Origin of the sequence: Micromonospora sp. NPDC049836 (assembly GCF_044465125.1) — a bacterium.
Classification (GTDB): domain Bacteria; phylum Actinomycetota; class Actinomycetes; order Mycobacteriales; family Micromonosporaceae; genus Micromonospora.
This window is the reverse complement of record NZ_JBITLH010000009.1, coordinates 231,089-245,023: the sequence shown is the minus strand read 5'-3', so window position 1 is coordinate 245,023 and position 13,935 is coordinate 231,089. Positions and strand designations below refer to the sequence as shown.

At 70.3% G+C, this 13,935-nt stretch carries 9 protein-coding genes; all 9 read left to right on the top strand.

Annotated elements, in window-relative coordinates:
* The first annotated feature begins 42 nt into the window (after window positions 1-42).
* The 9 genes from ACIBPB_RS24180 (at window position 43) to araA (ending at window position 13,676) form a co-directional block, all read left to right on the top strand.
* On the top strand, window positions 43-2,031 hold the full coding sequence (locus ACIBPB_RS24180; RefSeq protein WP_396841751.1) for an alpha-L-fucosidase: 1,989 nt from the start codon (window positions 43-45) through the stop codon (window positions 2,029-2,031).
* A gap of 91 nt (window positions 2,032-2,122) precedes the next feature.
* Entirely contained in the window at window positions 2,123-4,453 is a 2,331-nt protein-coding gene (locus ACIBPB_RS24175; protein ID WP_396841750.1) for a beta-L-arabinofuranosidase domain-containing protein, read from the top strand.
* A gap of 439 nt (window positions 4,454-4,892) precedes the next feature.
* On the top strand, window positions 4,893-6,575 hold the full coding sequence (gene araB, locus ACIBPB_RS24170; RefSeq protein ID WP_396841749.1) for a ribulokinase: 1,683 nt from the start codon (window positions 4,893-4,895) through the stop codon (window positions 6,573-6,575).
* On the top strand, window positions 6,572-7,264 hold the full coding sequence (locus tag ACIBPB_RS24165) for an L-ribulose-5-phosphate 4-epimerase (protein WP_396841748.1): 693 nt from the start codon (window positions 6,572-6,574) through the stop codon (window positions 7,262-7,264). The genes araB and ACIBPB_RS24165 overlap by 4 nt, the downstream gene beginning before the upstream one ends.
* A gap of 154 nt (window positions 7,265-7,418) precedes the next feature.
* Window positions 7,419-8,417, top strand: a complete 999-nt coding sequence (locus ACIBPB_RS24160; RefSeq protein WP_396841811.1) for an ABC transporter substrate-binding protein — start codon at window positions 7,419-7,421, stop codon at window positions 8,415-8,417.
* Window positions 8,418-8,552: 135 nt separating this feature from the next.
* Window positions 8,553-10,094: a sugar ABC transporter ATP-binding protein gene (locus tag ACIBPB_RS24155; RefSeq protein WP_396841747.1), complete on the top strand. Its 1,542-nt coding sequence runs from the start codon at window positions 8,553-8,555 to the stop codon at window positions 10,092-10,094.
* Window positions 10,091-11,161: an ABC transporter permease gene (locus ACIBPB_RS24150; protein WP_357328714.1), complete on the top strand. Its 1,071-nt coding sequence runs from the start codon at window positions 10,091-10,093 to the stop codon at window positions 11,159-11,161. Before ACIBPB_RS24155 ends, ACIBPB_RS24150 begins: the two co-directional genes overlap by 4 nt.
* On the top strand, window positions 11,158-12,147 hold the full coding sequence (gene yjfF, locus ACIBPB_RS24145) for a galactofuranose ABC transporter, permease protein YjfF (protein ID WP_396841746.1): 990 nt from the start codon (window positions 11,158-11,160) through the stop codon (window positions 12,145-12,147). Before ACIBPB_RS24150 ends, yjfF begins: the two co-directional genes overlap by 4 nt.
* Before the next feature lie 26 nt (window positions 12,148-12,173).
* Window positions 12,174-13,676, top strand: coding sequence for an L-arabinose isomerase (araA, locus tag ACIBPB_RS24140; RefSeq protein ID WP_396841745.1), 1,503 nt, complete (start codon window positions 12,174-12,176; stop codon window positions 13,674-13,676).
* Window positions 13,677-13,935 lie beyond the last annotated feature (259 nt).

Here is a 13,935-nt window from a genome sequence, read left to right as displayed (position 1 = left end):
CGAAGGTCAACAGCTTCCACCCTCCGAGAGAGGTTTGCCGGTATGTCCCCGTCCCCCCTGCACCTCAGCCGCCGAAACCTGCTCGCGGCCGTCGGGCTCACCGGCGCCGCCACCGTCGCCGGCCTGGCGAACGTCCGCCTGGCCCTGGCCACCGTGGGCCCGAGCAGCTACACCGCCAGCTGGTCCTCGGTCGACCAGCACCCGCCGGCCGCCGAATGGTTCCAGGACGCCAAGTTCGGCATCTACTACCACTGGGGGGTGTACAGCGTCCCCGCGTACGCCAGCGAGTGGTACCCGCGCAACATGTACAACTCGGGCTCGAACGAGAACAACCACCACCGCAGCGTGTATGGCGACCCGTCGGTGTGGCCGTACCACAACTTCATCAACGGGGCGCCCGACCGGGCCGGCAACTGGGTGCAGTTCGCGCCGAAGCTCCGCTCGGCCGGCGGGAACTTCGACCCGGACGAGTGGGCGCAGCTCTTCGCCGACGCCGGGGCGAGGTTCGCCGGGCCGGTGGCCGAGCACCACGACGGCTTCTCGATGTGGAACAGCAGCGTCAACGAGTGGAACTCGGTGAGCCGGGGGCCCCGGCTGGACCTGCTGCGCCTGCAGGCCGACGCGATCCGGGCCCGGGGCCTGAAGCTCTGGGTGTCGTTGCACCACGCGTACAACTTCACCGGCTACTTCCAGTGGGTGCCCGGCCAGTCGGACGCCAGCCTCAAGAAGCTCTACGGCCAGCTCGGCGGCACCGCGGAGTACCAGCTCTGGTACGACAAGCTGCGCGAGGTCATCGACGGCTACCAGCCCGACATCATCTTCCAGGACTTCAACCTGTCCCAGATCCCGGAGTCGCAGCGGCTGAACTTCCTGTCCTACTACTACAACCGGGCCGTCGCCTGGAACAAGGACGTGGTCGCCACCTACAAGGACGGGTTCAACAACCGGGGCGAGGTCTACGACTTCGAGCGCGGCGGCCCGGCCGGCATCCAGACCCCGTACTGGCTGACCGACGACAGCGTCTCCAGCTCCAGCTGGTGCTACACCCAGGGCATCGGCTACTACTCCACCAGGTCGCTGATGCACGCGCTGCTGGACCGGATCAGCAAGAACGGCACCATGGTGCTCAACATCGCCCCGATGGCCGACGGCACCATCCCGTCGGGCCAGCGCGCGATCCTGCAGGGCTTCGGCGATCACCTGAGCCGCTTCGGCGAGTCGGTCTACGCCACCCGGGCCTGGTCGGTTTACGGCGAGGGTCCCACCCAGATGGGCGGCGGGTCGTTCCAGACCCCCCGCGAGGGCACCGGCCAGGACATCCGCTTCACCCGCAGCAAGGACAACACCGTCCTGTACGCCATCGTGCTGGGCTGGCCGGGCGGCACCCTGCACATCACCACGCTCGGCGCGAACCGGATCAACCTCAGCACGCTGACCTCGGCCCGGTTGCTCGGCTCCACCGCGGGCACCTACGTCGACCTGCCCAACCGCACCCAGGACGGCTCGGGTCTGCACCTGACCATGCCCTCGTCCAACGCCCCGTTCAGCGCCCTCGCGTACGTCGTGAAGCTCACCTTCGCGGGCCAGATCCCCGCGCTCGGCGGCGGTTCGACGCCGACCGGGTTTGTGAAGATCGTGAATGGGACGACGGGTCTGGTGTTGGACAGTGGGGGGAGTGTGGGGTCGGGGTCGGTGGTGAAGCAGTGGAGTGATGTGAGTAGTCCGAATCTGCAGTGGCAGTTGGTGGATGTGGGTGGTGGTTACTACCGGATCGTGAATCGGGCCAACGGGATGGTGGTTGACAGTTGGGGTAACGCGTCGAATGGGGCGAGTGCGTTGCAGGCGCCGTGGAACGGCGGTAACAACCAGCAGTGGCGGTTGGCCGGGGTGGGCAACGGCCGTTATCAGGTGATCAATCGGGGCACGGGTACGGCGCTGGACGGGATGGGCAACGCCACGGTCGGGTCGACGGTGTGCATGTGGGCGCCCAACGGCAGCACGAACAACCACTGGACCATCACCGCCCTCTGACCGGATCCGGCCACCCGGCCCGGTCCCGTCCACCGTGGACAGCCGGCGGCGGCCAACCCGCACCTCCCCCCGCACCCTCGAGAGGATTCCGATGGCAACGCATGACCACCCGATCCACCGCCGGACCCTGCTGCGCGCCGCCGGCGTCGTGCCGGCAGCCGTCGCCGTGGGCGCCGCGGCGCTGCCCGCGTCCCGGGCCGAGGCGGCCGTCGCCCCCGCCCGCCCGGACATCGGCGTCTCGGCGTACCCGTTCCCGCCGGGTCAGGTACGGCTCACCGCCAGCCGGTGGCTGGACAACCAGAACCGCACCCTGAACTACCTGCGTTTCGTCGACGCCGACCGGATGCTCTACAACTTCCGGGCCAACCACCGGCTCGGCACCAACGGCGCCGCGACGAACGGTGGCTGGGACGCGCCGAACTTCCCGTTCCGCACCCACATGCAGGGGCACCTGCTCACCGCGTGGGCCCAGGCCGCGGCCGTCCTCGGCGACACCACCTGCCGGGACAAGGCCAACTACGTCGTCGCCGAGCTGGCCAGGTGCCAGGCGAACAACGGCGCCGCCGGCTTCACCGCCGGCTACCTGTCCGGCTTTCCGGAGTCCGATTTCACCAGCCTGGAGTCGGGCTCGCTGTCCAACGGCAACGTGCCGTACTACGTCATCCACAAGATCATGGCCGGCCTGCTCGACGTCTGGCGGTACCTCGGCAACGCCCAGGCCCGCGATGTGCTGCTCAACCTCGCCGGCTGGGTGGACTCGCGCACCGGGCGGCTGAGCTACAACCAGATGCAGTCGGTGCTGAACGTCGAGTTCGGCGGGATGAACGCGGTGCTGACCGACCTCTACCAGCAGACCGGCGACGGCCGCTGGCTGACCACCGCGCAGCGCTTCGACCACGCCGCGGTCTTCAACCCGCTGGCCTCCAACCAGGACCAGCTCAACGGGCTGCACGCCAACACGCAGGTGCCGAAGTGGGTGGGCGCGGTCCGGGAGTACAAGGCGACCGGCACCACCCGGTACCGCGACATCGCCACCAACGCCTGGGCCATCACCGTCGGCGCGCACACCTACGCCATCGGCGGAAACAGCCAGGCGGAGCACTTCCGTGCCCCGAACGCCATCGCCGGATACCTCAGCCGGGACACCTGCGAGCACTGCAACAGCTACAACATGCTCAAGCTCACCCGGGAACTGTTCACCCTCAACCCCGACCGCGTCGACCTGGTCGACTTCTACGAGCGCACGCTGCTCAACCACATCATCGGGGCGCAGAACCCGGCCGACAGCCACGGCCACATCACCTACTTCACCCCGCTCAACCCGGGCGGTCGGCGCGGCGTCGGCCCGGCGTGGGGCGGCGGCACCTGGAGCACCGACTACAACTCCTTCTGGTGCTGCCAGGGGACGGGGGTCGAGGCCAACACCGCGCTGATGGACTCGGTCTACTTCTTCGCCGGCAGCACGCTGATCGTGAACCTGTTCATGCCGTCGGTGCTGACCTGGGCCGAGCGGGGCATCACAGTCACGCAGACCACGGACTACCCGGTGAGCGACACGACCACCCTGACGGTGACCGGGTCGGTCTCCGGGTCGTGGGCGATGCGGCTGCGCATCCCGGCCTGGGCCAGCGGGGCGACGATCAGTGTCAACGGGGTGGCGCAGAACATCACCGCCACTCCCGGCAGCTACGCCACCCTCAGCCGGTCCTGGACCTCCGGCGACACCGTCACCCTCCGGCTGCCCATGCGGGTGGCGACGCGGGCGGCCAACGACAACCCCGCCGTCGCCGCGGTCACCTACGGCCCGGTCGTGCTGGCCGGCAACTACGGCAACGCGACCCTGTCGTCGCTGCCGTCGTTGACGGTCTCCTCGGTCACCCGGTCCAGCACCTCGTCGCTCGCGTTCACGGCCAGCGCCAACGGCGCCGCGGTGAACCTGGCGCCCTTCTACGACGCGCAGGGCTACAACTACACCGTCTACTGGAACCTCACCGGCGGTTCGACGCCGACCGGGTTTGTGAAGATCGTGAATGGGACGACGGGTCTGGTGTTGGACAGTGGGGGGAGTGTGGGGTCGGGGTCGGTGGTGAAGCAGTGGAGTGATGTGAGTAGTCCGAATCTGCAGTGGCAGTTGGTGGATGTGGGTGGTGGTTACTACCGGATCGTGAATCGGGCCAACGGGATGGTGGTTGACAGTTGGGGTAACGCGTCGAATGGGGCGAGTGCGTTGCAGGCGCCGTGGAACGGCGGTAACAACCAGCAGTGGCGGTTGGCCGGGGTGGGCAACGGCCGTTATCAGGTGATCAATCGGGGCACGGGTACGGCGCTGGACGGGATGGGCAACGCCACGGTCGGGTCGACGGTGTGCATGTGGGCGCCCAACGGCAGCACCAACAACCACTGGACCATCACCGCCCTCTGAGCGAACCCTGATCGCGCGGCCCGACCACGTCGGGCCGCGCGATCGTGTTGCCGGCCGGCTCGCCCGGCGACCCGCACCCGCGGCACCGGCTCGGATCCACCCGGCCGGCGGCGGAGCGGCCCGTCACGAGCCACGCGCGCCACGACCGGTCGCAACCCGAGTGGATCAAGGCGACCCACCGCGAGCACCGTCGTGACGGACCGTGGGTTAGCGCTAACAGATCTTCGGCCCGGCGTCGAGCGGCTCACCGTCCCGGGAAGGACTTGGGCGACGGATCGACAACTGTGAACGTTAACATCCGCTGCTCGCGCCCTCTCGATCCCATCGAGGTGACCCGATGGGGTCGGTGGGCCGCGCCGTTACGGGACTGTTGCGATCGTGTCTTGACCAACGCCGATGTGAGCGCTAACAATGTGAGCCACGGCACGCGGAGGTGGAGATGATGGGTGTGGACGGACCGGGCGACCGGTACGTCGTCGGGGTCGACTTCGGGACACTGTCGGGTCGGGCGCTGGTGGTCCGGGTGGGCGACGGCGCCGAGCTGGGCACGGCGGTCCACGAGTACCGGCACGGCGTGCTCGAGTCAGCGCTGCCGACCGGCGTGCCGCTTCCGCCCGACTGGGCCCTGCAGGATCCGGAGGACTACCGGGACGTGCTGCGCCACGCGGTGCCGGCCGCCGTGGCGGCCGCCGGGATCGACCCGGCCCGGGTCATCGGCATCGCCACCGACTTCACCGCCTGCACCGTCCTGCCCACCCTGGCCGACGGCACCCCGCTCTGCGAGTTGCCCGAGCTGCGGGACCGGCCGCACGCCTGGGTGAAGCTGTGGAAGCACCACGCGGGTCAGCCGCAGGCCGACCGGATCAACGCCCTGGCGCAGGAGCGCGGCGAGCCGTGGCTCGGCCGGTACGGCGGGAAGATCTCCGCCGAGTGGCAGTTCGCCAAGGGCCTGCAGCTCCTCGACGAGGACCCGGAGGTCTACCGGCGCGCCACGCGGTTCGTCGAGGCGGCCGACTGGATCGTCTGGCAGCTGTGCGGCGCCGAGACCCGCAACATCTGCACCGCCGGCTACAAGGGCATCCGGCAGGACGGCCGGTACCCGTCCCCGGACTTCCTGGCGGCGCTGGACCCGGACTTCGCCGACTTCGTCGACAAGCTGGACGGCCCGTTGCTGCCGCTGGGCGCCCGGGCCGGTGGCCTGACCGCCCAGGCGGCGGCCTGGACCGGGCTGCCCGAGGGCATCGCGGTCGCGGCCGGCAACGTCGACGCCCACGTCACCGCCGCGTCCGCGCAGGCCCTGGTGCCCGGCCACCTGGTCGCCATCATGGGCACCTCCACCTGTCACGTGGTCAACGGCACCGAGCTGGCCGAGGTGCCCGGCATGTGCGGCGTGGTCGAGGGCGGGCTCAGCCCCGGCGCCTGGGGGTACGAGGCCGGCCAGAGCGGTGTCGGCGACATCTTCGGCTGGTTCGTCGAGCACGCCGCCCCGGCGGGCGCGGACTCGCACCAGCGGCTCTCCGAGCTGGCCGCGGCCCAGCCGGTCGGCGGGCACGGGCTGATCGCCCTGGACTGGTGGAACGGCAACCGCTCGCTGCTGGTCAACCACGACCTGAGCGGCCTCATCGTGGGGCTGACCCTGGCCACCCGGCCGGCGGACATCTACCGCGCGCTGTTGGAGGCCACGGCCTACGGCACCCGCATGATCATCGAAGCGTTCACCGAGGCGGGCGTGCCGGTCCGGGAGCTCGTGGTGGCCGGCGGGCTGACCGCCAACCCGCTGCTCATGCAGATCTACAGCGACGTCACCAACCGGCCGCTGCACCTCATCGGCTCGGCCCAGGGGCCCGCGCTGGGCTCGGCGATCCACGCCGCGGTCGCGGCCGGCGCGTACCCCGACGTCTACGCGGCCTCGGCCGCGATGGGCCGGGTGGACCGGGACGCCTACCAGCCGGACCCGGAACGGGCCCGGGCCTACGACGCGCTCTACGCCGAGTACCGGTCCCTGCACGACCACTTCGGTCGCGGCGGCAACGACGTCATGTCCCGGCTGCGCGCGATCCGCAACGCCGCCGTCCACCCGTCGGCGGCCCAGGTCACGACACCGTTGGAGGTGGTCGCATGAGTGCCGAGCTCGGTCAGCAGCTGCGCGGGCTGCGGGAGAGTGTCGCCCGGTTGCACGGCGAACTCACCCGCTACGGGCTGGTCGCCTGGACCTCGGGGAACGTCTCGGCCCGGGTGCCCGGCCAGGACCTCATGGTGATCAAGCCGAGCGGGATCGACTACGACGACCTCGCCCCGGAGAACATGGTCGTGTGCGACCTCGACGGCCTGGTGGTCGAGGGCGACTTCGCGCCGTCGAGCGACACCGCCGCCCACGCGTACGTCTACCGCGCCATGCCCGAGGTGGGCGGCGTGGTGCACACCCACAGCGGGTACGCGACCGCCTGGGCGGCCCGCGGCGAGTCCATCCCCTGCCACCTCACCGCCCAGGCCGACGAGTTCGGCGGCGAGATCCCGATCGGTCCGTTCGCCCTGATCGGCGGCGACGACATCGGCAAGGGGATCGTGGCGACCCTCGCCGGGCACCGCTCGCCGGCGGTGCTCATGCGCAACCACGGCGTCTTCACCATCGGCCGGGACGCCCGCGCCGCGGTGAAGGCCGCGGTGATGTGTGAGGACATCGCCCGCACCGCGCACCTGACCCGGGCGCTCGGCGAGCCGCTGCCGATGGCGCCGGCCGACATCGACGCCCTGTACGAGCGCTACCAGAACGTCTACGGACAGCGATCCCCCTCACCCGCGAGCCCCTGACGGCCGCCCTGAATCGCGCGGCCGCCCACACCGGGCCGTCCGCGTCGCACCACCTTCGGACCATCTGACCAGCACCACCACCAGCGCGGGGCGCACGCCGTCGAGGCGTAGGGCCCGCGGAACGGTTACCCCGAGGAGATTTGCGGTGAAGAGAATGAGGACCTACCTGCCGTCCCGAAAGGTCATCGCGGTGCTCGCCGCGGCGTTGCTCGCCACCGGCACGGCGGCCTGCGGCAACAGCGACACGGGCGACAACGCCGGCAAGGGCGACGACGGCAAGATCACACTCGGCTTCTCCCAGGTCGGCGCGGAGAGCGGCTGGCGTACGGCGAACACCACCTCGATCAAGGAGGCCGCCGCCGAGGCCGGGATCGACCTGAAGTTCGACGACGCGCAGCAGAAGCAGGAGAACCAGATCAAGGCCATCCGCAACTTCATCCAGCAGAAGGTCGACGTGATCGCCTTCTCGCCGGTGGTGGAGTCCGGGTGGGACACCGTGCTCAAGGAGGCCAAGGACGCCAAGATCCCGGTCATCCTCACCGACCGCGCGGTCGACTCGGCCGACAAGTCCCTCTACAAGACCTTCCTCGGCTCGGACTTCGTCAAGGAGGGCCGGCTCGCCGGGGAGTGGCTGGTCGAGCAGAAGAAGGCGGCCAGCGGCCCGGTCAACATCGTCGAGCTGCAGGGCACGACCGGTTCGGCGCCGGCGAACGACCGGAAGAAGGGCTTCGCCGAGGCGATCGCGGCCAACCCGAACCTCAAGATCATCGCCTCGCAGTCCGGTGACTTCACCCGCGCCGGCGGCAAGCAGGTGATGGAGCAGTTCCTCAAGGCCAACCCGAAGATCGACGTGCTCTTCGCGCACAACGACGACATGGGCCTGGGCGCGCTCGAGGCGATCACCGCGGCCGGCAAGGTGCCCGGCAAGGACATCACCATCATCACCGTCGACGCGGTCAAGGACGGCATGCAGGCCCTGGCCGACGGCAAGTTCAACTTCATCGCCGAGTGCAGCCCGCTGCTTGGCCCCCAGCTCATGGACCTGGCCAAGAAGGTGCACAACGGCGAGGAGGTCCCGGCCCGGATCGAGACCGAGGAGACCACCTTCACCCAGGAGCAGGCCAAGGAGGCGCTGCCCAACCGCAAGTACTGACCGGACCGCGGGGGTGCCGACACCCCCGGAACTCCGATGCGGCGGCCGGGCCGCGGGCCCGGCCGCCGCGCGGCCCCACCGACCGGAGCACACCGGTCGCCTTCTCACCAACCTCAGGAGGAAAGGTCCGGTGGCATGACAGGCAGCCATCCAGTCCTGACGATGACGGGGATCAGCAGGTCGTTCCCCGGGGTCCGCGCGCTCGACAACGTGGACTTCCGCCTCTTTCCCGGCGAGGTGCACGCCCTGATGGGCGAGAACGGCGCCGGCAAGTCGACCCTCATCAAGGTGCTCACCGGTGTCTACGGCACCGACCAGGGCACCGTGACGCTCGCCGGCGAGCAGGTGTCGTTCACCGGTCCGATGCAGGCCACCGCCGCCGGGGTGAGCACCGTCTTCCAGGAGGTGAACCTCTGCACGAACCTCTCGGTGGCGGAGAACATCTTCATCGGCCGGGAGCCCCGCCGGCTGGGCGCGGTCCGCTGGGGCGAGATGCGCCGCCAGGCCCGGGCCCTGCTCGCCCGGCTGGACCTGGACATCGACGTCAACGCGCAGCTCGGCAGCTACTCCCTGGCCGTGCAGCAGATGGTGGCGATCGCCCGCGCCATCGACATCAAGGCCCGGGTCCTGGTCCTGGACGAGCCGACCTCCAGCCTCGACGCCGGTGAGGTCGCCCAGCTGTTCCGGGTCATGCGGCAGCTGCGCGACGACGGCATCGCGATCCTGTTCGTCACCCACTTCCTGGACCAGGTCTACGAGATCGCCGACCGGATCACCGTGCTGCGCAACGGTCAGCTCGTCGGCGAGTACCTGACCGGCGAGCTTCCCCAGCTCGGCCTGGTGGAGAAGATGATCGGCAAGGAACTGCGGGTGCTCGAGCGCCTCGACGAGCAGCCCCGCCGGGCCGCCACCGACCGGGCCGCGGACACCCCGCTGCTGGACGTGCACGAGCTGGGCCGCCGCTCGGCCGTGGCGCCGTTCAGCCTGACCATTCACGAGGGTGAGGTGGTCGGCCTCGCCGGCCTGCTCGGGTCGGGCCGTACCGAGGTGGCCCGGCTGCTGTTCGGCACCGACCGCGCCGACCACGGCGGCGTCCGGGTGCAGGGCTCACCCGCGTCGCTGCGTACCCCGGTGGCCGCCATCGGGCACGGCATCGGCTTCTGCTCGGAGAACCGGCGGGCCGAGGGAATCATCGCCGAGCTGTCCGTGCGGGAGAACATCATCCTCGCCATGCAGGCCGCCCGGGGCTGGCTGCGGCCCATTCCCCGCCGCCGCCAGGACGAGCTGGTCGAGCGGTACGTGCGGGCGCTGAGCATCCGGCCGGCGGACCCCGAGCTCCCGGTCGGCAACCTCTCCGGCGGCAACCAGCAGAAGGTGCTGCTCGCGCGCTGGCTGATCACCGAGCCGCGCCTGCTCATCCTCGACGAGCCGACCCGCGGCATCGACATCGGCGCCAAGACCGAGATCCAGCGGCTGGTCGCCCAGCTCTCCGACGGCGGCATGGCGGTGCTCTTCGTCTCCGCCGAGCTGGAGGAGGTGCTGCGCCTCAGCCACAAGATCGCCGTGATGCGCGACCGGGAGATGGTCGCGCAGCTCGCCAACGACCAGGACGTCGACGCCGACCGGATCATGCAGAGCATCGCCGCCGGCGCCGGGCACGAGGGGGTGCCGTCATGAGCAACCGAACCGCCGCCTACCGGGCGTTGACCACACACCGGCTCTTCTGGCCGATCGTCGTCCTCGTCGTCCTGCTGGCCGCCAACACCGTCTACCGACCCGGCTTCCTGTCCGTGCAGATGCGCGACGGCCACCTGTACGGCAGCCTGATCGACATCCTGCGGCTGAGCGCGCCGCTGATCCTCGTCGCGCTCGGCATGACGCTGGTGATCGCCACCGGCGGCATCGACCTGTCCGTCGGCTCGCTCTGCGCGATCAGCGGCGCGATCGCCTGCCTGCACATCAGCCGCCAGCCCGACCAGAACAGCGTCGGCGGCGTGCTCACCGCGCTGGCCCTGGGCCTCGGGGTGGCGCTGGTGCTCGGCGCCTGGAACGGCGTGCTGGTCGCGGTCATCGGCATCCAGCCGATCATCGCCACCCTGATCCTGATGGTCGCCGGCCGGGGCCTGGCCCAGCTGATCACCGAGGGGCAGATCCTCACCATCAACTCCGACCCGTACAAGGCGATCGGCGTCGGCCACCTGCTGACCCTGCCGCTGGCCATCTTCATCGCGCTCGCCGCGGCGCTGGTGGTCGCGGCGGTGACCCGGCGGACCGCGCTCGGCCTGATCATCGAGTCGGTCGGGGGCAACGCCCAGGCCAGCCGGCTGGCCGGCATCCGCTCCGCGCGGATCACCTTCCTGGTCTACGTGATCAGCGCGGTCTGCGCCGCGGTCGCCGGCTTCATGATGACGGCGAACGTGTCCAGCGCCGACGGCAACGCCGCCGGGCTCTGGGTCGAACTCGACGCCATCCTCGCCGTGGTCATCGGCGGCACCTCGCTCGCCGGTGGCCGGTTCTCCCTGGGCGGCACCATTCTCGGCGCGCTGCTCATCCAGACCCTCACCACCACGGTGTACGCCATGAACATCTCGCCCCAGACCTCGCTGCTGTTCAAGGCGGTCGTGGTCATCGCGGTCTGCCTCATCCAGGCACCGGGCTTCCGGGCCCGGTTCGCCCGACGCCGGGCCCCGGCGGCCGCGCCCGCCCCCGTGACCGAGCAGCCGAAGGAGCAGGTGCCGGCATGACCACCCTGTCCCTGTTGACCACCCGTACCTGGTCGCGGCTGCCCCGGCGGCACGTCCCGGTCCTGGCCACCCTGGTCCTGCTGCTGGTCCTCTACGGCGTCGGCGTCTCGCAGTACCGCGCGTTCTCGAACGTCCAGGTGATCTTCAACGTCTTCATCGACAACGGCTTCCTGCTCGTCGTCGCGGTCGGCATGACCTTCGTGATCCTCACCGGTGGGATCGACCTCTCCGTCGGCTCGGTCGTCGCGATGACCGCCATGGTGTCGGCGTTCCTGCTGAGGGAGGGGCTGCCGGCGGCGCTGGTGCTGCTCATCGCGCTGCTCATCGGGCCGACGCTCGGCTTCCTCATGGGCTGCGTGATCCATTTCTTCGACATCCAGCCGTTCATCGTCACCCTCGCCGGGATGTTCTTCGCCCGCGGCATGTGCACCTTCATCAGCGGCTCGTCGATCCCGATCAGCGACGGGTTCTGGACCAGGATGTCGCAGGAGCGGATCGGGAACCCCAGCGGCAACTTCGTCTCGATCAGCGTGCTCATCGCCTTCGCGGTGGTCGCCGTGGCGGCGTACGCGCTGGCCTACACCCGGTTGGGCCGCAACGTGTACGCCATCGGCGGCAACCCGCAGTCGGCGCTGCTGATGGGCCTGCCGGTCGGGCGGACCCGGATCGCCGTCTACACGATCAGCGGTCTGTGCGCGGCGATCGGCGGCATCCTGCTCTCCTTCTACACCCTCTCCGGCGCCCCGCTGATCGCCGTCGGCATGGAGCTGGACGTCATCGCCGCCGTGGTCATCGGCGGGACCGTGCTCACCGGCGGCTCGGGCTACGTCTTCGGCACCGTGCTGGGAGTGCTCGTGCTCGGGGTCATCCAGACGCTGATCACCTTCGACGGCAGCCTCAACTCCTGGTGGACCAAGATCGTGATCGGCGGCCTGCTCTTCGCGTTCATCCTGCTCCAACGTCTGATCGGAATCCGCTACAAGTGACCGACCATCTCGCGGAAGGCAACCCCATGGCAACGCACGCTGAGCCTGAGATCTGGTTCCTGACCGGCAGTCAGGCCATGTACGGCGAGGACACCCTCCGCCAGGTGGCCGACCAGTCGCGGCAGATCGCGGCGGCGCTCGACGACTCGCCGCACGTCCCCGCCCGGGTCGTCTGGAAACCGGTTCTCACCACCAGCGGCGACATCCTGCGGGTCTGCCGGGACGCCGCCGCGCACGGGGCCGTCGGCGTGATCGCCTGGATGCACACCTTCTCGCCCGCCAAGATGTGGATCGCCGGCCTGGACGCGCTGCAGACGCCCCTGCTGCACCTGCACACCCAGGCCAACGTCCTGCTGCCGTGGGACGAGATCGACATGGACTTCATGAACCTCAACCAGGCGGCGCACGGCGACCGCGAGTTCGGGTTCATCCAGACCCGCCTCGGGGTGGCCCGCAAGACCGTCGCCGGGCACGTCAGTGACCCGCGGGTGGTGTCCCGGGTGGGCGCCTGGGCGCGGGCGGCGATCGGCTGGTCGGCGATGCGCTCGCTGCGGCTGGCCCGCTTCGGCGACAACATGCGCGACGTGGCGGTGACCGAGGGCGACAAGGTGGAGGCGGAGCTGCGCTTCGGCGTCTCGGTGAACACCTACGGGGTCAACGACCTCGTCCAGGTGGTCGGCGAGGTGACCGACGCGCAGGTGGACGACCTGGTGAAGGAGTACGACGACAGCTACCGGATGGTGTCCGAGCTGCGCCCCGGCGGCGACCGGCACGAGTCGCTGCGCTACGCCGCCCGGCTGGAACTCGGCCTGCGCGCCTTCCTCGAGCGGGGCGGGTTCCGCGCCTTCACCACCAACTTCGAGGACCTGGGCGGGCTGCGCCAGCTCCCGGGCATCGCGGTGCAACGCCTGATGGCCGACGGCTACGGCTTCGGCGGCGAGGGTGACTGGAAGACCTCCGTACTGGTGCACACGCTCAAGGCGATGGCGGTCGGGGTCGACGGCGGCACCTCGTTCATGGAGGACTACACCTACGACCTCACCCCGGGTCGGGAACTGGTCCTCGGCGCGCACATGCTCGAGGTGTGCCCGAGCATCGCCGCCGACGTGCCGTCCGTGGAGATCCACCCACTGAGCATCGGCGGACGGGAGGATCCGGTCCGGCTCGTCTTCGACGCCGAGCCCGGTCCCGCGGTCGTCCTCGGCCTGGCCGACATGGGCGAACGGTTCCGGCTGGTCGCCAACGAGGTCGACGTGGTGGCGCCGCCGCACCCGCTGCGCCGGCTGCCGGTGGCCCGGGCCGTCTGGCGCCCGCGCCCGCACCTGGCCGGTTCCGCCGAGGCGTGGATCACCGCGGGGGCCCCGCACCACACCGTGCTGTCCCAGGCGGTGGGGGCCGAGGAGCTGCACGACCTGGCCGAGATGAGCCGGACCGAACTGGTCGTCATCGACGCCGACACGGATCCGCGCCGGTTCGCCGACGAGATCCGCTGGAACCAGGCGTACTACCGGCTCGCCCGGGGGTTCTGAGGCCCGTCCGCCGCGGGTCACGCGGTCCATCTCGCCCGGGCCCGGTAGGCGGTCACCGCCTGCCGGGCCCGGCTGCGTTGGTGGACCGGGTCAGCGGGGGGAAGGCGCTGGTGCAGTGCCGCCGGCGGGGTGCGGGACCGGTCGACCGTGGTCGCCGCCGCCTCCCCGGGGCGCGCGGGGCGAGGGCATGTTATCGATAACAAGGCCGGACCCTCTACTGTGGCGGAAGCTGTCGCGCTGACCGCGCGCCGAGCGCCGC